At 45.2% G+C, this 20328-nt stretch carries 17 protein-coding genes; 4 read left to right on the forward strand and 13 right to left on the reverse strand.

Features of this window, described 5'->3' with window-relative positions:
• Positions 1 to 114 precede the first annotated feature (114 nt).
• A complete protein-coding gene (gene dtd, locus NSQ91_RS25170) occupies positions 115 to 558 on the reverse strand; it encodes a D-aminoacyl-tRNA deacylase (RefSeq protein WP_036677641.1) in 444 nt (147 codons plus the stop codon).
• Positions 559 to 579: 21 nt separating this feature from the next.
• Positions 580 to 2760, reverse strand: coding sequence for a RelA/SpoT family protein (locus NSQ91_RS25175; RefSeq protein WP_036677643.1), 2181 nt, complete (start codon positions 2758 to 2760; stop codon positions 580 to 582).
• 313 nt (positions 2761 to 3073) lie between these two features.
• Between NSQ91_RS25175 and uraA the strand changes: the two genes are divergently transcribed.
• Positions 3074 to 4387, forward strand: coding sequence for a uracil permease (uraA, locus tag NSQ91_RS25180; protein ID WP_038572987.1), 1314 nt, complete (start codon positions 3074 to 3076; stop codon positions 4385 to 4387).
• Positions 4388 to 4640: 253 nt separating this feature from the next.
• Here the strand turns inward: uraA and NSQ91_RS25185 are convergent, their stop codons facing one another.
• The 6 genes from NSQ91_RS25185 to NSQ91_RS25210 form a co-directional block, all read right to left on the reverse strand.
• The gene (locus tag NSQ91_RS25185; protein ID WP_036677647.1) at positions 4641 to 5159 is read right to left on the reverse strand and encodes an adenine phosphoribosyltransferase; all 519 of its coding nucleotides are present in this window, start codon (positions 5157 to 5159) and stop codon (positions 4641 to 4643) included.
• 144 nt (positions 5160 to 5303) lie between these two features.
• Positions 5304 to 7706, reverse strand: coding sequence for a single-stranded-DNA-specific exonuclease RecJ (gene recJ, locus NSQ91_RS25190; RefSeq protein ID WP_076304245.1), 2403 nt, complete (start codon positions 7704 to 7706; stop codon positions 5304 to 5306).
• Between the two features lie 29 nt (positions 7707 to 7735).
• Positions 7736 to 8686 (reverse strand): cation diffusion facilitator family transporter, encoded by a 951-nt coding sequence (locus tag NSQ91_RS25195; RefSeq protein WP_036677651.1) that lies wholly within the window; start codon positions 8684 to 8686, stop codon positions 7736 to 7738.
• 143 nt (positions 8687 to 8829) lie between these two features.
• Positions 8830 to 9732 (reverse strand): protein translocase subunit SecF, encoded by a 903-nt coding sequence (secF, locus tag NSQ91_RS25200; RefSeq protein WP_052097271.1) that lies wholly within the window; start codon positions 9730 to 9732, stop codon positions 8830 to 8832.
• Positions 9722 to 10972, reverse strand: a complete 1251-nt coding sequence (gene secD, locus NSQ91_RS25205) for a protein translocase subunit SecD (protein WP_036677653.1) — start codon at positions 10970 to 10972, stop codon at positions 9722 to 9724. The genes secF and secD overlap by 11 nt, the downstream gene beginning before the upstream one ends.
• Before the next feature lie 221 nt (positions 10973 to 11193).
• Complete coding sequence (locus NSQ91_RS25210; RefSeq protein WP_036677655.1) at positions 11194 to 11445, reverse strand: post-transcriptional regulator; 252 nt, start codon at positions 11443 to 11445, stop codon at positions 11194 to 11196.
• A gap of 196 nt (positions 11446 to 11641) precedes the next feature.
• Between NSQ91_RS25210 and spoVB the strand changes: the two genes are divergently transcribed.
• The gene (gene spoVB / locus NSQ91_RS25215) at positions 11642 to 13240 is read left to right on the forward strand and encodes a stage V sporulation protein B (RefSeq protein WP_076130398.1); all 1599 of its coding nucleotides are present in this window, start codon (positions 11642 to 11644) and stop codon (positions 13238 to 13240) included.
• Positions 13241 to 13244: 4 nt separating this feature from the next.
• On the opposite strand, the gene NSQ91_RS25220 is transcribed toward spoVB, so the two are convergent.
• Entirely contained in the window at positions 13245 to 14009 is a 765-nt protein-coding gene (locus tag NSQ91_RS25220; RefSeq protein ID WP_076130399.1) for a DUF421 domain-containing protein, read from the reverse strand.
• A 226-nt stretch (positions 14010 to 14235) separates the two neighbouring features.
• Between NSQ91_RS25220 and NSQ91_RS25225 the strand changes: the two genes are divergently transcribed.
• The gene (locus NSQ91_RS25225; RefSeq protein ID WP_036677660.1) at positions 14236 to 14628 is read left to right on the forward strand and encodes a TIGR04086 family membrane protein; all 393 of its coding nucleotides are present in this window, start codon (positions 14236 to 14238) and stop codon (positions 14626 to 14628) included.
• Positions 14629 to 14722: 94 nt separating this feature from the next.
• Positions 14723 to 15562: a phosphatase PAP2 family protein gene (locus NSQ91_RS25230; RefSeq protein ID WP_248549480.1), complete on the forward strand. Its 840-nt coding sequence runs from the start codon at positions 14723 to 14725 to the stop codon at positions 15560 to 15562.
• A gap of 95 nt (positions 15563 to 15657) precedes the next feature.
• Here the strand turns inward: NSQ91_RS25230 and yajC are convergent, their stop codons facing one another.
• The 4 genes from yajC to NSQ91_RS25250 are packed head-to-tail and all read right to left on the reverse strand — an operon-like array spanning position 15658 to position 20324.
• Positions 15658 to 15978, reverse strand: coding sequence for a preprotein translocase subunit YajC (yajC, locus tag NSQ91_RS25235; protein ID WP_036677664.1), 321 nt, complete (start codon positions 15976 to 15978; stop codon positions 15658 to 15660).
• Positions 15979 to 16028: 50 nt separating this feature from the next.
• Positions 16029 to 17165 carry a tRNA guanosine(34) transglycosylase Tgt gene (gene tgt / locus NSQ91_RS25240; RefSeq protein WP_036677666.1) on the reverse strand — a complete coding sequence of 379 codons (1137 nt, stop codon included), beginning with the start codon at positions 17163 to 17165 and terminating at the stop codon, positions 16029 to 16031.
• 21 nt (positions 17166 to 17186) lie between these two features.
• Entirely contained in the window at positions 17187 to 18215 is a 1029-nt protein-coding gene (queA, locus tag NSQ91_RS25245) for a tRNA preQ1(34) S-adenosylmethionine ribosyltransferase-isomerase QueA (protein WP_076130401.1), read from the reverse strand.
• Between the two features lie 9 nt (positions 18216 to 18224).
• Positions 18225 to 20324, reverse strand: a complete 2100-nt coding sequence (locus tag NSQ91_RS25250; RefSeq protein ID WP_076147855.1) for a SpoIID/LytB domain-containing protein — start codon at positions 20322 to 20324, stop codon at positions 18225 to 18227.
• Between the last annotated feature and the right edge of the window lie 4 nt (positions 20325 to 20328).

The following is a 20328-nucleotide window of genomic DNA, read 5'->3' on the forward strand; positions in this document are numbered from 1 at the left end:
GCGTGATATCTGCCTGCATTTAGTTTATCCAGCCCAAAGAAGCTCTATCCGCATAAAAAAAAGATGTCGAAAGTTAGCTCCGGCCAGAAGCAATCTTCGACATCCTCTATTTCGTTAGCTGCGGCTATCCAGAATGAGAGTAACTGGGCCCCAATTGGTCAGCGACACATCCATCATCGCTCCAAATATGCCCGTCTCCACCTGAAGACCTCCAGCTCTAAGCTCTTGATTAAAATAATCATAAAGACGCTCGGCCTCCGCAGGAGCTGCAGCTCCCATGAAATTCGGCCGTCTTCCCTTACGGCAATCTCCGTATAAAGTAAACTGGGACACTGAAAGAATAGCTCCGTTAGTATCCGTGACACTATAGTTCATTTTGCCAGCATCATCTTCAAAAATACGCAGTCCAGCTATTTTATCCGCTAAATATTTGGCATCCTTCTCTGTATCTTCATGGGTAACGCCGACAAGCAGCATCAGGCCATTGCCAATCGCTCCGGTCACTGTCTCATCCACGGTTACTTTGGCGTCCTTACAACGCTGTACTACAACTCTCATCGCACTACTTCGCTCCTTGCCTTATTGCATGATCCGATTCACTGTATATACATCCTTGACTCGTTTCACTTTATCTACAACGGATTGCAGATGCTCCGTATTACGAATAAGGATGGTCATATGAATCATTGCCATCTTATTCTTGTCAGAGCGCCCAGTGACCGCTGAAATGTTCGTTTTGCTCTCGGACACAGCCTGCAGTACTTCATTGAGCAGTCCATTGCGATCATGGCCTGTAATCTCAATATCCACACTATAGTTTGCTTCCATCGTGCCTTCCCATTCCACTTCAATCACTCTAGCTGCTTCTTCTCCGTCACCTTCACCCGGAATATTAGGACAATCCTGGCGGTGTACAGATACGCCCCGGCCCCGTGTAACATAACCTACAATGTCGTCACCCGGAACCGGGTTGCAACATCGTGCAAAACGAACAAGTAAGTTTTCAATTCCTTTTACACTAACGCCATTGGTGGGTTGATTTCTTCTCTCGCCGGAAGACTTGATCTCCTTCATCTCTGAAGTAAGCTCCAAGTGGTTAGCAGCTTCTTCCTGCTCCTTGCGCAGCTTCTCCGTCAAACGGGAGGCAATCTGCGAAGCGGTAATCCCACCAAAACCAACGGCAGACAACATATCCTCTACATCATTAAAAGCAAATTTTTTCGCAGCTTCCAACAGTTTTTCATCAGAAATCCACTCGGAAACTTCAACATTCAGGCGCTTCAGCTCACGTTCAATCGCTTCGCGACCTTTTTCGACATTTTCCTCACGTTTTTCTTTTTTGAACCATTGTTTAATTTTGCTTCTTGCGTGAGAGGATTGTGCAATTTTGAGCCAGTCACGGCTAGGTCCGTAAGAATGCTTAGACGTCAAAATCTCAACAATATCACCCGTCTTCAGCTTGTGATCAAGCGGCACGATCCGCCCATTCACCTTGGAACCAATCGTACGATTGCCCACTTCTGTATGAATGCGGAACGCGAAGTCAAGAGGCACAGAACCGGCAGGAAGCTCAATAACCTCACCTTTAGGAGTAAATACAAACACGAGGTCTGAGAAAAAATCCATTTTTAGTGATTTTACGAACTCTTCGGCATCCTTAGCTTCATGCTGCAGCTCCAATATTTCGCGAAAGAAAGGCATCCGATTCTCCGGATTAGCATTATTACTGCTGCCTTCTTTGTATGCCCAGTGTGCGGCTATCCCGTATTCTGCCGTGCGGTGCATTTCCCAGGTGCGAATTTGCACCTCAGTAGGCTCTCCGCCTGGTCCTACCACAGTAGTATGCAGAGATTGATACATATTGGCTTTTGGCATAGCTATATAATCTTTAAAACGCCCCGGCATTGGCTTCCATAAGGTATGAATAATTCCAAGGGTTGCATAACAGTCCTTGATATTATCCACAATGATACGAATGGCCAGCAGGTCATAAATTTCATTAAACTGCTTATTTTTTGTGCTCATTTTGTTATAAACACTGTAAATATGCTTCGGGCGACCGGAAAGATCACCTTCAATGCCCATTTCATCCAGCTTGGCACGAATACGGCCAATTACGCTGTCGATAAATTGCTCACGTTCAGCCCGCTTCTTATGCACCAGATTAGCAATCCGGTAATACTGCTGCGGGTTCAAGTAACGAAGCGCAATATCCTCCATCTCCCACTTAATCGCGGAAATCCCCAGCCGGTCAGCTACAGGACAGAAGATCTCCAACGTCTCATAAGAAATACGGCGCTGGCTCTCTTCAGATTGGTATTTTAACGTTCGCATATTATGCAGACGGTCCGCCAGTTTAATGACAATGACCCGGATATCCTGGGCCATAGCAATAAACATTTTGCGGTAATTCTCGTTCTGCTGCTCTTCCTTTGAGCGAAAGCGAATACGTTCCAGCTTCGTTAAGCCGTCAACAAGCATTGCGCAGGTATCGCCAAATTTAGCGCGGATTTGTTCCAGTGAGACCGTCGTATCTTCCACCACATCATGCAAAAGCGCTGCAACAATAGATATAACATCCATTTGCATATTGACGACAATATCTGCCACCGCCAGCGGATGCAGAATGTATGGCTCCCCCGACTTGCGGATCTGCCCGTGATGAGCCTGATCGGCAAATTCATAAGCTTCCCGGATGCGGAGAAGATCTTTATCTTTTATATAGGCGCCAGCCTTATCAATTAATCGCTCAATGCCCATTCTCGTCGTATCCGATTCCTTTCTATAATAAAATGAACCCGCAACTGTTCAAAAATCTGCAGGTTCCAATCATTTCATTTGTCCAAGCTTACTTACGCCCTTATTCAAAGTTGTCTATAATTATGAGGCTTAAGGAGGATTACGTCAACACTTGCCATCTCATGGTATTCCAGAAGTAAAAGTAATTAAATTCGGACAAATTAATAACACTTGTGAAAATGTTGTTGTAAAAAAGCCAAGTTCTATTTAATCTAGTAAAGGCGGATTTTCGCCGGACAACCTAATATCAGATAAGAAAGAGGAGTGAACTCCATTGCAACGCGAAATTCAAGTTAACGAAAAACTTCCATGGGGCCCAGGCTTTCTATTAAGTCTCCAGCATTTGTTTGCCATGTTTGGCAGTACAGTGCTAGTGCCTAACTTGTTCGGGGTCGACCCTGGAATGATTTTGCTTATGAATGGTATCGGTACATTGCTGTACATTTGGATCTGTCGTGGTAAAATCCCTGCGTACCTTGGTTCCAGCTTTGCCTTTATTGCACCGGTATTGTCAGTACTCAGTCGTTACCCAAATGATCACATGAAAGGATACTCGCTTGCTTTGGGTGCTTTTATCGTCACTGGTATTATATTCGTGCTCGTGGCATTGATCATTCGTTATGCAGGAACCAAATGGATTGATGTTGTTTTCCCTCCAGCAGTAATGGGAGCGATCGTAGCTACGATCGGACTTGAACTTGTACCTGTTGCCGCACGAATGGCAGGACTTATTGCTCCTGAAGGCGTTGCAGTTGCAGACTGGACTCCAGATGGCAAAACAATCGCACTTTCTATGGTGACACTTGGTGTAACTGTAATTGGAGCTGTACTCTTCCGCGGTTTTCCAAAAATCATTCACATCCTTATTGGTATCGTCACTGGTTATGGTTTAGCATATATTTTGAAAATGGTGGATACCGCTGCTATCTCTAATGCAAAATTTTTAGCGCATCCTTCCATTGTTACTCCTTCATTTGATTGGAATGTAATATTCACTATTATCCCGGTATCATTAGTTGTTATTGTTGAGCATATTGGACATTTACTTGTTACAAGCAATATTGTCGGCAGAGACTTGGCAAAAGATCCTGGACTTGACCGCTCTCTGATGGGGAACGGGATATCTACAATTATCTCCGGTTTTATCGGTTCTACTCCAAATACAACCTACGGTGAAAATATCGGGGTTATGGCGTTGACTAAAGTATATTCGGTATATGTAATCGGCGGCGCAGCGGTGATTGCTATTCTGCTTTCATTCTCTGGTACTTTCTCCTCCGTCATCGCTAATATTCCAACCCCTGTAATGGGTGGTGTATCCCTGTTGCTGTTTGGTGTAATTGCGGCTTCCGGATTACGTATTTTCGTTGAGCAAAAAGTTGATTTTTCCAAGGCTACGAACATGATCATGGCTACGTTGGTACTCGTTGTCGGAATCAGTGGTACAACCCTTACTATGGGCAACGTTAAACTAAGTGGTATGGCGCTGGCTACAATTGTTGGTATCGTATTGGCATTGTTCTTCAAACTCATTGAAGTGCTTGGACTGTCTAATGATGGCGGAGAAAGTGATAAAACTGCCCATTAATCGGTTATAAAAAATAGAATTTTAAAAAAGCTGCTCCAACATCCATTTATGGACTTGGGCAGCTTTTTTTATTAACTCAGATACAAAACAGCAACTCTCCGCCACAAGGCAGACAGCTGCTGTTATTATCTTACATTTTCCAATTAATGTTTAACTTCCACCCTTTGCGTCACGCGCTAATCTTTGCACTTTTCAGCATAATTCGAGCGCCGAATCCCCGTTTATTTCCCGGGAAAAGACAAACTTTACAAGATTAATCCTCGTAATTCACCAAGGAAAGAACTTCAACTCCAGAAAGCTTATTACGCCCAGCAAGCTCAACCAGCTCAATCAGAAAAGCAGCACCTACCACTTTACCGCCAAGCTGTTCTACAAGGTTAACCGAAGTAGCAATGGTTCCACCAGTAGCCAATAAATCATCAGCGATCAATACTTTTTGACCAGGCTTGATAGCATCTGTGTGAACAGCAAGGGTGTCCTTGCCATACTCAAGATCATAACCTACCTCTATAGTTTCATATGGAAGCTTACCGCTTTTACGAATCGGCACAAAACCTACCCCCATCGCATAAGCAAGAGGTGCTCCAACTACGAAGCCACGTGCTTCTGGTCCAGCGATAACGTCGATTTCCAAGTGCGCTACGAGAGCTTTCAACGCGTCAATCGCTTGGCGGTAAGCCTCACCGTCTTTAAGCAATGTGGTGATATCTTTAAAACTAATACCTTCTTTAGGGAAATCAGGAATCACACGAATACTATCTTTAAAATCCAAATTTATCATCTCCTATAAGTTTTGTTAGCATAGCTGCTTTGATTTCAGATCGACAAAACTTGCTTCGTAAGCATTCGCTTTGTTATATGAGCGTTGCATTTTTATACACCATTGGGTACGCTCAGCATCTCATATTCGCATGGATTATGATACGCCTAAACGACGCGATAACATCCAGTCCTGTAACTCTGACAGGCTGCCCTCCATGAAGTATTGCTCCATCTCCGCCATCTGTCCCAGTCGGACAAAATGACTCGATGCTGTCAGACTTTTAGCTACTGGCTGAGTAATAAACGCCACACTTCCCTGACTTCTTTTAATAAAATCAAGCTCCTCAAACACATCAAGCATGTTGTTAAGCATGCGGATACTTAACGAGGACTGGCGGCTTAACCGCAGCAAAACTTCGTTCTCAGGCGTTGCAACTGAGGTGATCGAAGCCAACAGTTTATATAGTATTTTGAAATGATCCCGTGTCGGAGTAATAAGTCGTTCTCGGCCATCCTTGATAGAATGCAATAACGCAATATTATCAGCATTAGGGAAGGTTTGGAGCAGCGCATCCAGTTGTTCAGGAGTCTCCGGCATATCCAGTAAGCATAACAGAGAGACATGCCCTGCTTCCTGAAGGGGCTCATCCTTAACAGCAGCGCTAATGCCAGCTTCTTTATCATATACCCATAAAGACATTCCTATCAATTCACTTGCAGGCTTACTACGTCCGTTCTGAAACACTGCAGCAGCTCGATACGGACCCGCACCGCTATAAGGAAGAAGTAGTTCTCTAATATGTGCGGCTTGCCGTACGGCGTCAGCAGCACCACGAAGATCGAATATCTGAGCATCCTGCACAGATAAATCCTGCAGCATCAGCTGTGATTTGCGTGAGCCATTCCATTCATTGATCGACAGCTCAGCTAACACGTTGATCGTAGTACCCGCCGGTAGCAGCCTGGATAAAGCGCCTTTGCCAAAAGCCAAGGCTTCAATGCTGTTTTTCCCCTGCTGCAATACAATCTTCAGGTGTTTTCCATCTTGACCCATTGTACGTGTCTCTTTCACGGTAGCCCCACGAATAATAAACTTCGGCAACGGATTAGACATTCCGAAAGGTGCAAGCCTTTCCAATTCTAGCGCGGTCTGCAGTGATAAATCTGAGATTGACACCTCTGCATCAGCGGAAGCAACAGGAACGAAATGCTCTGGCGTTAACACCCCGGACGCATATTCATTTAATGCTGCAGCAAAGGCTTCTAATCCATCCCGATGCAGGCTCATTCCCGCAGCGGCTGGATGACCTCCAAAATGATCCATTAAATCAGAACAAGAAGAAAGTGCAGCGTAGATATCAAGTCCAGGTATGGAGCGAGCAGAACCTTTGCACATTCCGGTCTCTGGATGTATATCCAGAATGATCACAGGCCGATAATAACGCTCCAGCAGTTTGGAAGCCACTATACCTACTACACCTACATTCCAGCCATGATCAGCAAGAACAATGATGTCTGGGATTTCGCCACCCTGTGTCATCTGCTCCAGCTTGGCAGTGGCCTCAACAACAATTCTTTCTACCACCAATTGGCGTTCTTTGTTAAGCAGGTCAAGCTCTCCAGCTAGCTGCTCTGCCTCAGCCGCATGCTCGGTAGTGAGGAGGGATACAGCCCGTCCAGCATGGTCCAGGCGACCACTGGCATTGATGCGCGGCGCCATGCCAAAAGCGATATTGACCGCACTCACAGTGCTCATATTCACACCACTGACAGCGAGTAAGGCACGAATCCCCGGGAAACTTGAATGCCGCATACTTTCCAAGCCATTTCTAACAATCTCACGGTTCTCGCCAAGCAGCGGCATTAAATCCGCAACCGTTCCTATCGCTGCAATCTCGGCCCATTCTGTGGGAGTCTCTTCCCCTAGAATAGCCTGAGCAAGCTTATAAGCCACACCTACACCTGCTAATCCTTTGAACGGATAAGGGCAGTCTGGCAGCTTGGGATTAATAAGCGTATAGGCCTCTGGCAAAAGCTCAGGAGGTTCATGGTGATCCGTAACGATCACATCGATCCCCAGTTCATTAGCGTAAGCAACCTGATGATAAGCGCTAATGCCAGTATCTACTGTAATGATTAAGGAGACACCTTGCTGTAAAGCCCAATCCAGGGCATGATTATGCAGCCCATAGCCCTCATTAGAGCGGTGTGGGATATAAATATCAAAGGAAGCGCCTAAATAGCGCAGCAGATGAATCATAAGTGCTGTGCTGGACACCCCGTCGGCATCATAATCGCCATAAATAAGAATATGTTCTTCATCTTTTAAAGCCTTTCTAATTCTAGGAACCGCTTCAGCCATTCCTTTGAGTAGGAACGGATCATGCTGTTCTTCCTCACTGCCATCCATAAAGCTTAGAGCTTCATGAGGCGTGTTCATTCCTCTATTTACTAATAGTGAGGATAAGAGTGGAGAAATAGAAAGGCTCCGGGCCATATCCCTAACTGTGTCGGGATTGGCTGCCGGAGATTGCCATCTTGTTTTTGAATAAAGCAATAGAACTCACCTTTCTCTCACCTTGCAAACTACTGAAGCAACGTAGGAATATCATTATCCGGCAATTCATAATTGCTTTTGTACGGATAGCCGGGATCATAAGGAACAACGTCCATATGCACCTCACCGACATGAACAAACCGGTGCTGCAGCAGCTTCCTAGCGCATTCCGAAATATCCTGTGCTTCCATCACCGTAATCCGCGGATTTACACTGATTTTCACTTGAAGATTCACATAATTCCCTTGCTCAAGTGCCTTCAAATGTTCTACGCGAATGACGCCATGAACGCGTTGCACTGTTTCAATAAAATTAGCGGCTTCCTCCGAAGGAAGCTCCTGCGCATTTTTAGTGTTAATAGAGCTAGCAATGAGTGAATAGCCTTTACGAAGAATTAAAACTCCGGTTAAGAGTGCAGCAATAGGATCCATATAAGATAGAGGATGCCAATAGGTACCACCCATGGATAACGAAATTCCGACTAATACTGTGATAGATGTATATAAGCTGAAACGATGACTGTTAACATATGCAGCATGACTGCCATCACCTATTTTTTTAAAGTAGCGATATTGATATTGAAAAACAGCTTCTTTAAACACAATAGATACTAAGACGGTTACAAACGCCAGCTGTCCGTGTGTAGATGATTTTCCATCTGTTAAGTCGCGGATTGCAGAGAATGCGATCTGCAGTCCCCCCATAAGAATAAATACCGAAAAAAGTATAGCCAGCAGCGGCTCCTTAGTGCCCCGCCGTTCTTCGATCCGTTGCTTACTCTTTCTCCCTTGCTCAGAGCGCCACGGAAGAATATCCGCCAGTTTAGCTGCTGCATCTGCTCCGGAATACAAAGCATCCCCCATTAATGCCTTGCTCCCTGAAATATAGCCAAAACTCCCCTTAGCTACTGCCAAAGTAACATCGCTAATGATCCCTGTCCAAGCAACCGTCTCGCTTTGCGGTGATCGTTCTTTATTCATACGAGGCCCTCCTTACCAATAGCAAGTAATCTCATGATGATTCAATACACATGACATGACCCTAAAGATTTCGAAAGCCGCGTCGCATTTGACGCGGCTTTCTTAAACGTATAAGAAAAGTAGAACTTCGATGCTAATTTCTTCTAACCTTTATTCGGGCTGCTCTTCACTTTAACCTTCTCACGCTTTTTAAGCACTAACCAGAGTGGACTTGCAATAAAGATGGAAGAGTAAGCTCCGAAGAGCAAACCGATTACCATCGCAAGCGAGAACATCTTAATCGACTCGCCTCCGAACAATAACAGGAAGAACGCCGCAATAAATACGGTAAATGCAGTATAGAGAGAACGCATGAGCGTTTGAGCCACACTTTTGTTCACAAGGTGTTTCAAGTCTTCATAAGTTTTCTGTTTACCAAAACGTAAATTCTCACGGATACGGTCAAAGATAACGATCGTATCATTGATGGAATAACCGATGATCGTAAGCACCGCTACAATGAACGTCAAATCCACTTCCAAGCGGAAGATAGAGAAGAGCGCGACTACGATAAAGGCATCATGGAGCAAGGCCACAATCGATGCCACGGCGAAACGCCATTCAAAACGAATACTTACATAAATAATAATCCCCAGACAAGAAATCAGAACTGCATAAATAGCATTACGTGCCAATTCTTTAGCCATTTCAGTGTCCACGGTGTTAATTTCAAATGATGCTTTGTCATCCAGCTTAAGGATTTCAGCTTTTAGGGCTTCATCTTGAGCCTCATCAAGAACTTCGTCATAACGAATATTCACACGCTGATCACCAAACGAAATCGTCGGTTCATGATCGACATCGATTGCACTAGTTGCAGTCTTAACCTGATCCAAGTTCAAATTCTTGGATAGGGAGATGTCCACATTAGATCCAGCTTTAAAGTCAACGCTGTAATTCAGGCCAAATGTCGCCAGGAAAATCAATCCTGCTACTGTCAATGCGATAGAGAAAATATAGAAATATTTACTCAAATGTACGAAATCAAGCTCTTTCTTAAAGCGCACGGATTTCACTCTCCTTAACACCGAAGCTCTTCGGTTTGTTCAGCTTACCCGCTTTGACAAGCTGGCTAAGCAACCAGTGGGAGAAATAAAGATTCGTGGCGATACTCAGCACGATTTCTACAATCAGCACCAATGCAAAGCCTTTGACCGCACCTGTACCGAAGGCAAACATAACTGCTGCCACAATAATAGTAGTCACATTGGAGTCCATTACTGTCCGGAAAGAGGATTTATTCCCTGCCTTAACGGAGGACAGTATACTTTTTCCACTGCGCATTTCTTCCCTTATCCGTTCGTTGGTAATGATATTAGCATCGACCGCCATACCTATACCCAGAATAAATGCGGCTATACCAGGCAGCGTCAAGGTGAAGTCCGCGAAGACGAAGACCGCAATTAGCGCCCATGTATGCAAGAGCAAGGCAAAACTAGCCAAAAGACCTGGCAAACGATACATTCCGATCATGAAAATAAGGATAATCACAGAAGCCAGCAGACCTGCTCGAATCGTTTGATCAAGCGATTGCTTACCCAGGGTAGCACCCACACTTTGGGAATATTTCTCCGTCAGCTTCAGTGGCAATGCACCTAGGTTAATCGTGTCTGCAAGTTCGCGCGCTTCCTTAATTGTATAGTTACCAGAAATAGAAGCACTGCCATCGGTAAGTACTGCTTGTACCGTAGGGTCAGATAGTTTGTTCTCATCCAAGTAAATTGCGAGATTCTTTCCCAAGAGACGTTTAGTAATCTCTGCAAATTTGTCCTTGTCCTTAATCTTGATGCTGATGATTGGCTGATTCAGGTTATCCCGTCCAACTTCTGCAGCACCTTCAACAAAATCACTACCTACCAGTTCGATTTTGCTGTAAGTTCCCTCAGCGTCACCTTCAGCAGCACTACGGAAAGTCAGAACTGCAGGTTCCTTCATTTTTTTACGAACCTCGGCTTCATCCGTTACGCCCGCAATTTTCAAACGGATACGGTCCGTACCTTCAGTAGTTACCTCTGGTTCACTTGTTCCGAGCGCATTCGCCCGTTTTTCTAAGCTTTCCGCTGTCTTCAGCAGAGAAGCTCGGGACAATGCTGCTCCCGCTTCCATAGGCTCAGCATGATACAAAATCTCAAATCCGCCTTTCAGGTCAAGACCAAGTCTAACCTTGTCCAGCAGTCCAGGAGTAGTAAATGCCATAACGCCTGTCAAAACGAGCACGGTAATAAAAAAGCCCATTAGTCTCTTCATGCTCTAGCTAGTTCCCCTTTCATTAACTCAATATTCCTATTATAGCTACACGCGAAATGACCGTCAATTCACAGCATTGATAGAGCTATACTCACACAAAGAAACGGCCGCCCCTGCCTAAATCAGCAAGACATCCGTTTTAATAGGAGATGTGGAGTTATTATTCTCTTACTTTACTGCTTTATCAGGCAGTTCGCAAAAAGAAATATGTGGTTTATTGTTCAGTTCAACCCCCGATAGGCCGCAATAGTCAAATAATTCATGTAACTATTGGCTTTCAAGGAATAAATGTCGTTTACCAGCTTATGTAGGGGAGGCAAGCCTTCCTTATCATAATTACGGCTGATGCAATCCCAAATATCCTTGCTGGTTACATACTCATAGCCGAGGAGCCGGAATTCTTCAGCTTTGCTGCGGCACATGGCTTCGATTTCTTCACTATGTTGATCATGATTCCACTGTTCCGATTCCACGTGTTGACACCTCCAAAGATCGCTCATGTTCGTATGCTCACCATAGATATTCGACTCTTGTTCTTCGCTTTCCTTCTTCCGTCACAAAAAGTTAATGCCACTAAAACAAGGCATGCCGAGATAGGGGTACAGCATATCCATAAGAATAGACAAGTTCGCCAGCGTTTTATTTCATTTTGGGAAGAAGGCGTGACCTTTGAAAAAACAGAGCTTTATACAAGGAACTTTAATCTTGCTAGCCGCCGGCATCATTAATCGGATGCTTGGATTTATTCCCCGGATTGCTTTACCCCGTATTATCGGAGCAGAAGGTGTGGGTCTGTATCAGCTCGCGTATCCTTTTTTTCTTGTGCTGGTTACTGTCATAACAGGCGGGATTCCACTGGCGATAGCCAAGATGGTGGCGGAAGCAGAAGGAGAGAATCGGCCTGAAAAATCACGGCTGATTTTACGTACTGGACTTGCTCTTAGTATTGGACTTGCAATCTTCTTTACATTGGTTGCTTTGGTAAGTGCCTCATGGGTCTCCAATGTTATCTTAACAGACCATCGGGTTTATTATACGTTTATTGCCATGATCCCAATGATTGGGATTGTCGCCGTATCTGCAATTTACCGCGGTTATTTCCAAGGCAAGCAGAACATGATACCATCGGCGCTCTCCTCCATCTTCGAATCTTTAGTTCGAATATTCTTTATGCTCTGGTTCTCCTGGTTGTTGCTTCCTAAGGGTATTGCTATGGCGGCGGCTGGAGCGATGTTAGGTGTGACGGTAGGAGAAATTGGCGGAATGTTAGCGATTCTGTGGCAATATTATGTCATTACTAAAAAAGATAAAAAGCAGACAAATCCGACTCCAGAGCAACCCGCTCTCGAGCCGGAGGTTATCCCATCTGATACACAAGGTGTGAAAGCCAACTCCCCCATATTACGGCGGTTACTAGGCATATCCATTCCCGTTACAGCAAGTCGGCTTGTAGGCTCTTTTTCTTATCTGCTGGAATCTATTATTACTGTGCGCAGTCTCGCCTTGGCAGGTATAGCCGCTGCTGCCGCTACAGCTCAGTACGGGTCTTTACAAGGGATGGTTGTTCCTTTATTGCTGCTGCCCGGGGCATTAACCTCTTCACTTGCTGTGTCTCTGGTTCCTTCCATATCAGAAGCTGCGGCAAGAAAGGACTTGCCCACCATTCACAAGCGTATGCATCAAGCGTTGCGGCTTGCGCTGGTAACAGGGGCTCCTTTTGCTGTTCTTATGTATATCCTGGCGGTTCCGCTATGCAATTTGTTATATGGTAACGCGGATACAGCTCCTATGCTGAAGCTCATGGCTCCATTCGCCTTGTTCATTTATGTTCAAGCTCCTTTACAAGCTGCGCTGCAAGCTATGGATCGACCGGGCAGGGCACTCATCAATACCTTAATTGGAGCAGTAGTCAAAATCATTCTGATCGTAATACTGGCATCGCAACCTGAATATGGAATTTACGGCGCCATCATAGCCATTATTGTGAACAGCATTCTGGTTACGCTGCTTCACGGATACAGTGTGGTCAGTCTTATTTCATTATCTTTAAGAGTAACCGAAACCATAAAAACCTTATGTGCAATGGTCATTATGGGAGCGGGCGTGCATTATGTATACACTTCCATTCCCATTGCAGATGTACAATGGATTCAATTTATATTTGCCTCTGCGATAGGAATGGTCCTGTATTTCGGAATCAGTCTGTTAGCTGGCCTTATCTCAATTCGTGATTTGGACCGTCTGCCGTTTATCAAACGCAGGCTCTAAAAAGCTATCTGTTGTCCAAACGGTCGACATAAATTCTGCCCTTATGATCTATGGAGCATAGAAATACATTTTTGAAATCAGATACTCCTTTTTGACGAATTTGAGTTCTTAACCAAAATCTGGTTTTTCCAATCATCTCTAAATTCTGATCCTGCACCTTGCCATCCATAATCAGAGGGATTGGAAGTCCTTCATATCTGATCTTATTCTTCGGCAGCTCTATCTTACGGTTCTTATTTCCTTTATTATCGTCACTCTTTTTATGCTCAGCAGCTGCACTGCTATTGCCTGATGGGTTAGAGGATGAACTCCCCTTCTCTTTCTCGAATACGGTTAGCTGTCCACTAGGCTCCAGGATTGCAAATTCCACGTCAGCAGGACTGGCGATGTTCTGTCCACGCAACTGCTGCAGCAGATCATCAATATTATATCTCTGCCTACGCATTTCGCCCCGGTGCAGCTTGCCGCCAGAAATGAGTATGCTCGGTTTGCCGTCCATTAAAAGTCTGAGCTTTCTGCTCTTAAGACTGAGCTGAGCCACAATTACCTGTATCAACACCAATGTTGCCATCGGAACGACTCCTTCATAGATCGGCCGATTAATATCCTCAAGCACAAAAACAGCAATCTCAGCAATCATGATGGAGATCGTTAGATCAAATACAGACAGCTTACCTATTTCCCTCTTCCCCATGATGCGCATACACAGGAATATGAAGAAATACATCAGCACGGTCAAGAAAATATGGGTAGAGATATGCTGGAACATATAGCTTCGCTCCCCTCCATTCTCACCCGCAGACTTGTTTCCTCGGGTGGATTAATGTAACCCTATTCTGACCGCTCTGTGCAGGGAACATTCGGAAGCCGGCATATTAATTAATGGTAAAAAGGCTGCAATGCCCTTTCTTGTACTATTGGGGCAAGCCATCCCATACAATGAATAATAACTATGTTGATTCTTTTTCCTCAAAAAAACTTTAGGAGGTTGTACCATGTATTTAATCCGGCGCATGTTCTCGTGGAGAATAGCCAATCCTGTGTTATCTGGCCTATGTCGATCATTCCTTTGGATGCTGATGGGTGCGTTTGTCCTCTCACTTTTGTTATGGGGCAGCAGTCTGAAGGAGCAGGATCTCTCAATGTACACATACATTGTACACGGCATAGCTGCAGCATTCGGAGGACTAACCGCCGGTCGCAGAGCCACGAGCAAAGGCTGGTATCAAGGAAGTCTTACAGGCGCATTTTATGGAATTATCGTTCTGTTGATCGGTTTTTTGGCACTGGACAGCGCACCCTCTGGTGTGGATCTGCTATGGGTTCTGGCAGCTGCTGCAATTGGCGCTCTCGGCGGAATGTTTGGCGTTAATTTACAAAAAAGCTAAAATTATAATTCCATTAAATTCGAAACATTCCTTGAAAATATGTTAAACTGTGATCATCTGACTTCATTAAGAGATCAAGGAGGCTTCGATTGCTTTGTTTTACCAATCAATGAACCATATTGTTTTGTACACAGTTGCATTAGTAGTGATATTAGTATGGATTGGCGCTAAACGTAATCCACTCATGGCATTGGTTGAAATTGGGAAAGAGATGCTGCGATCCTATAAGTTTTTGTTGCTGATTGCAGGAATGTTTGGCGTATTAGCCATAAATAAATATGAACTGCAAATTGAACAAAAAATGCATCTTACCTCTGATTATACGCCGTTTATATTTGGTCTAGAGGGTCATTTTGTCCAAGCCGTTCAGGATATATTCTACAGTCCATGGTTAACACCGATCATCGTCTTTTTCTACATTTTCATGCTTCAGTCTGTTCTAGCAGCATCATTAGGGGTCTATCTGTTAGATAAAAACCGGGTGATGTTATATGCCACCTGCTATGCTATTATTATCAACTATGCCTTGGCGATTCCATTCTATCTTTACTTCCCGGTAAACGAGGTTTGGTCCTATCTGCCAGCGGGCGTCAAATTTACTATGCTGGATGTATTTCCGAAATTCGAACAGGAATATAGACCGCTATCCGGTCTCAATAACTGCTTCCCGAGTCTACATACGTCCATATCTGTTACAATGGCACTTCTGGCCTTCCGTTCAGGGAACCGCCGCTGGATGGCCATCACTAGTATTTCCGCAGTTGTAATCGTCTTTGGAATTTTCTATCTGGGCATTCATTGGCTTACAGATATGATTGGTGGAACCTTGCTAGCTGTACTAGCCTCTACAGTTGGCGTTCAACTCGCCAAATTAACTTTGCGGGGACGTGAAGAGTCGCTTACCGTTCCGAGCCGCGTAACAAATGTACGTTAAAGTTAAACTGCTAAATCTTAATAACCTTAAAGATCAAAAAAGCGGTGTCCTCTCCAATGAGAAGACACCGCTTTTTATGTACTTAAATAACAATTCTATACTTTCTCTTCGACATCCGTCGCCACAGCGTGGCTGATGGAACCGCGATCAAAAGTCAGCTTAGTTACATCGTTGACCCGCAGAACCACGATATCATCGGAAATCTCCATGATCGTACCGTGAAGTCCTCCAATAGTAACGATTTTATCGCCCTTTTTCAGAGCTTTCAACATTGCGTTACGAGTTTTGGTCTTCTTTTGTTGCGGACGAATCAGCAAGAAGTAGAATACTACAAACATAAGGACAAAGGGACCTACCAGGCCTAGTATACTACCTCCACCACCTGCGCCAGTTGCATATTGAAACGATTGAATCATATTTCTCCCCCCTTTCAAAGTACATTAAAGCATGACTCTTAAATCAAACCCTAAAAGCCTTTAAGATTATCATATAATCCGTATTTGGCAAAAAACTCATCGCGAAAATCAAGCAGCCGATCTTCTTTGATGGCTTCACGCACTTTACGCATTAAATCCAACAAGAAGTGCAAATTGTGGTATGTCGTCAATCGAAGTCCGAAGGTTTCATCGGCTTTGATTAGATGGCGCAAATAAGCGCGGGAATAATTCCGGCATGTATAGCAATTACACTCCGGATCAAGCGGCCCAAAATCACGGGCATACTTAGCGTTGCGTACAACGAGTCTTCCCTGACTGGTCATCGTTGTTCCATTACGGGCAATACGAGTAGGCAAGACACAATCGAACATGTCTACTCCTCGGATTGATCCTTCCAGCAGCGCATCCGGTGAACCCACGCCCATCAAATAGCGAGGTTTGCCTTGTGGCAGCAGGGGAACTGTATAATCCAGCACTTCATACATTAGCTGCTTGGACTCTCCGACGCTGAGCCCCCCAATAGCATACCCCGGGAAATCCATGGAAGTCAAATCAGCCGCGCTCTGACGGCGCAGATCTTCATACATGCCCCCTTGCACGATAGCAAAAAGACCCTGATCGTTAGGACGAGCATGACTTTTCAGGCAACGTTCTGCCCAGCGCGTGGTGCGCTCCAGTGATTTTTTCACATAATCATATTCGGCCGGGAATGGAGGACATTCATCAAATGCCATCATTATATCTGAACCCAGAGAGTTCTGAACCTCCATCGCTACTTCCGGAGACAGGAATTTCTTATCCCCATTTAAATGGGAACGGAAATGAACTCCTTCTTCCGTAATCTTGCGCATGTCGCTTAACGAGAATACTTGAAACCCGCCGCTGTCTGTCAGAATCGGGCGATCCCAGTTCATGAACTTGTGCAGTCCACCAGCTTCACGAACAATATCATGGCCTGGTCTTAGAAACAGATGGTAAGTATTGCTCAAAATAATATGGGCATCCATCTCTTTCAGCTCTTCAGGACTCATAGTCTTGACTGTAGCTTGTGTGCCGACTGGCATAAATGCTGGTGTCTCAATCACACCATGTGGAGTGTGGACTCTTCCAAGTCTGGCTCCGGATTGTTTGCACGTTTTGATGTGCTCATAAGTAATTGCTGCCATAAGTTAACCCATCCTCTTACCTTAATAAATAAACATTGCATCTCCAAAGCTAAAGAATCGGTACTTCTGCTCTATCGCTTCTTCATAAGCAGCTAGAATATGTTCCCGACCTGCCAAAGCGCTAACCAACATAACCAAAGTAGACTTTGGCAGGTGGAAATTGGTAATTAGCGCATTTACTACACTGAACTTATACCCTGGATAGATAAAAATATCCGTCCAGCCGCTGCATTCCACAAGCGGACCACCTTCACATTGTCTTCCGACCGTTTCAAGTGTCCGACAAGACGTTGTACCAACTGCAATAATACGGCCGCCTCGTGCCTTAGTAGCATTTATGGTATCTGCCGTTTCTTGAGACATTACGAAGTACTCAGAATGCATAACATGCTCTTCAACCTTCTCTACAGACATCGGACGAAAAGTACCGAGACCTACATGAAGGGTGATATAAGCGATATTTACACCCTTAGCCTCAATCTGTTTCAGCAATTCTTGGGTAAAATGAAGCCCTGCGGTAGGCGCAGCGGCCGATCCCTCATGCCGAGCATACACAGTCTGATATCGTTCACGATCATCCAGTGTTTCCTTAATATAAGGTGGCAACGGCATCGTTCCCAGCCTGTCCAGAATTTCCTGAAAAATACCCTGATATATGAAACGAAGCGTACGGCCACCCATATCAGCTTCATCCTCGATAACGGCACGAAGCTCATCACTAAAGATGATCACCGCGCCTGTCTTGAGCTTTTTCCCTGGCTTTACAAGTGCTTCCCAGCGATCATCCCCAAGATTCTTCAGGAGAAGCACTTCCGCCTTAGCACCAGTATCTTCTTTCACTCCAAACAATCTCGCTGGAATGACTCTCGTATCATTTAGAACAAGCGTGTCTCCGGGATTAAAATAATCAATAATATCGGTAAAATGCCGGTGAGCCAGCTCTCCATCCTCCTTATTCACTAGAAGCAGTCTAGAAGCACTGCGATCAGCGAGAGGTGTCTGGGCAATCAATTCTTCCGGCAAATGAAAATCATAAGCATCTACATTCATGGTCTGTCTTCATTCCTTAACTATAGTAACGTTCTTATAATAGTGTTGCAATATTTGCTTGTAATCATACCCGCTGTCCGCCATGCCTTTCACGCCCCACTGCGACATGCCTAGACCATGGCCGTTGCCTTGTCCAATGAACAGAAAGCCCGAGCTGTTAGTGATCACTCTGGCCGCAGAATCTCCGCCCATCACTACAGTTCCACTGCCATTCACATTAACCTTCCCCGATGCGGAAAGCACGCCAGCACTCTGCGAGCTGCTAATTGTGGCGGTAGCGCCGTCAGCGCCTAATACAGTATAACTTCCGGGTGCCACAATATCAAACAATGTACTAGGTAATCCATTAAACGCGGAGCGGAACATATCAGGATATTTCACATTCAGAGCCTGACCATTAGCTTTCACCTGAATCGCTCTTCCAGAAGGACCGCGCTGGGTGACCTGCAGGTTAGAGATGCTGGAAGGGAGCGTGCTTGTTGTTTTACCCTGCAGGCTTTTTAGAAGTTCAGCAGAGGTATACGGCCCTTTGATCCAGCTATAGCTGCCAGACTCATATACTTTATCCAGAGCCACAGCGTTCTCACCCGGATTCAGCTTTCCGACTGCACTAACACTGCTCTCAATAACTGGCAGAGGACGTATATTCACATCTTTGGTTGTAGCGGTAACTATATCGAGTCCGGCAGCGGTTTTGCTGCCCGTCAATTTAATATTATCTTCACGTGCATAACCAGAGGTACCATTCGCAAGCAGAACATAATACCACTTCTTAGCAGCAGCTGCCGAAACATCTTCAACGCTTGGAACACTAGCAAATACATCGCCACCATTCGCCCAAACCTCTGAAGGGTCAGCTGTCATACCTCCACTATTGGAAGAAAATACAGCCTCAACAACTTTACCACCACTCATCAGCACTTCACCAGCAGTAGTATCTACAGCTTTGATAATGGAGGGAGCTTCAGACCCGATTCCGTTATATACCTGACTAAGAGTGGTATCTACTACATTCGCTACATCAAAACGGTTGCCTTGGGACAGCGCATAGCTGCGGGCGGCGACAGCCTGAGCTTTTAGCGCTTCTTCTGGCCAGCTGGAGGAAACCTCTCCTCCAACTACGGCATACAAATATTGCTCCAGCGGCACTACATTAATTACAGCCAGCGATCCGCTCAAATTGCTCAGTTCCAAATTTCCGCGATATGTACGCTTGGATCTTTCCACTAACTGAATCCCAGCCTCGCTGCCTGCAGCAAGAAATTTAGCATTGCTTCCAGAAACCAGATAATGATCGGCTTGAGTTTCACTGCTAAAATCCAGTCCGGCATCCTTACGCAGTATTAATCCGGGCGAGGTCGCCACCGAAACCGTAAATTGTGGTGCCGCCGTAGACACAGCGGCTTGAACAGCTGTTAAATCACTATCGTTGGCAGCTTCGCCTACCCATACCTCTACTTGTGCACTGCCATCGTTTCCTGCCAGAAACACCTTCCAAGCATCCAAACCAGCTGCAGTGAGGCTATTAAGCGCCACATCTGCTTCCTGCTCCGAAGAATAGCGGCCAGCTGATAAATGTTTATTACCTTTCACCGCTGGGGTTTGGTCAGCAGGAATACTCAACCCTGCTTTGACTACACGGGTAAGCCCATCCTTGGCAGCTGCTTCACTAGCATAGACGCCCGTGTACAACTGATACACAGTCGCTCCATTTCTGGAGATTGCAAAAATCTGCGGTTTATCGGAGGTGGATTGGAGCTTTTTAGCTGCATCCGCTGCTGTCTGCCAGCTTGAAACCTCCATCACCTTAACTCTATATCCGTCCAGACTTATACGAATTTGCTTCTGTGCTGGGACAGATACCAAAGGAGCACTTCCTGCTTGATCCGACAGCAAAGTAAAGCTTTGCGTTGATTGCAGTGTTACTACTGGCACAGTTGATTTATATTTACTTCCAATATCAGCATAAAGAGCAACTCGTATCGTGCTATTAGAATCGGCATGACTGGCACCCGCAGGGATCAGGAAACTTCCTACAGCAAGCGCAGCCGCAAGCAATCCTTTGCTTAGCGGGGCGACCCCTCTCCATTTCCTCTTCGTATGCTTCATCCAG

Source organism: Paenibacillus sp. FSL R7-0048 (genome assembly GCF_038004505.1).
GTDB lineage: Bacteria > Bacillota > Bacilli > Paenibacillales > Paenibacillaceae > Paenibacillus_AQ > Paenibacillus_AQ odorifer.

Excerpts from the sequence above, each read along its gene's own strand:
- NSQ91_RS25195 (WP_036677651.1), bottom strand. The coding sequence starts at position 8,686 with ATGAATAAAGAACGATCACCGCAAAGCGAGACGGTTGCTTGGACAGGG.
- queA (WP_076130401.1), bottom strand. The coding sequence starts at position 18,215 with ATGAATGTAGATGCTTATGATTTTCATTTGCCGGAAGAATTGATTGCC.
- NSQ91_RS25225 (WP_036677660.1), top strand. The coding sequence starts at position 14,236 with ATGTATTTAATCCGGCGCATGTTCTCGTGGAGAATAGCCAATCCTGTG.
- NSQ91_RS25250 (WP_076147855.1), bottom strand. The coding sequence starts at position 20,324 with ATGAAGCATACGAAGAGGAAATGGAGAGGGGTCGCCCCGCTAAGCAAA.
- NSQ91_RS25220 (WP_076130399.1), bottom strand. The coding sequence starts at position 14,009 with ATGTTCCAGCATATCTCTACCCATATTTTCTTGACCGTGCTGATGTAT.
- dtd (WP_036677641.1), bottom strand. The coding sequence starts at position 558 with ATGAGAGTTGTAGTACAGCGTTGTAAGGACGCCAAAGTAACCGTGGAT.
- secD (WP_036677653.1), bottom strand. The coding sequence starts at position 10,972 with ATGAAGAGACTAATGGGCTTTTTTATTACCGTGCTCGTTTTGACAGGC.
- tgt (WP_036677666.1), bottom strand. The coding sequence starts at position 17,165 with ATGGCAGCAATTACTTATGAGCACATCAAAACGTGCAAACAATCCGGA.
- yajC (WP_036677664.1), bottom strand. The coding sequence starts at position 15,978 with ATGATTCAATCGTTTCAATATGCAACTGGCGCAGGTGGTGGAGGTAGT.
- NSQ91_RS25175 (WP_036677643.1), bottom strand. The coding sequence starts at position 2,760 with ATGGGCATTGAGCGATTAATTGATAAGGCTGGCGCCTATATAAAAGAT.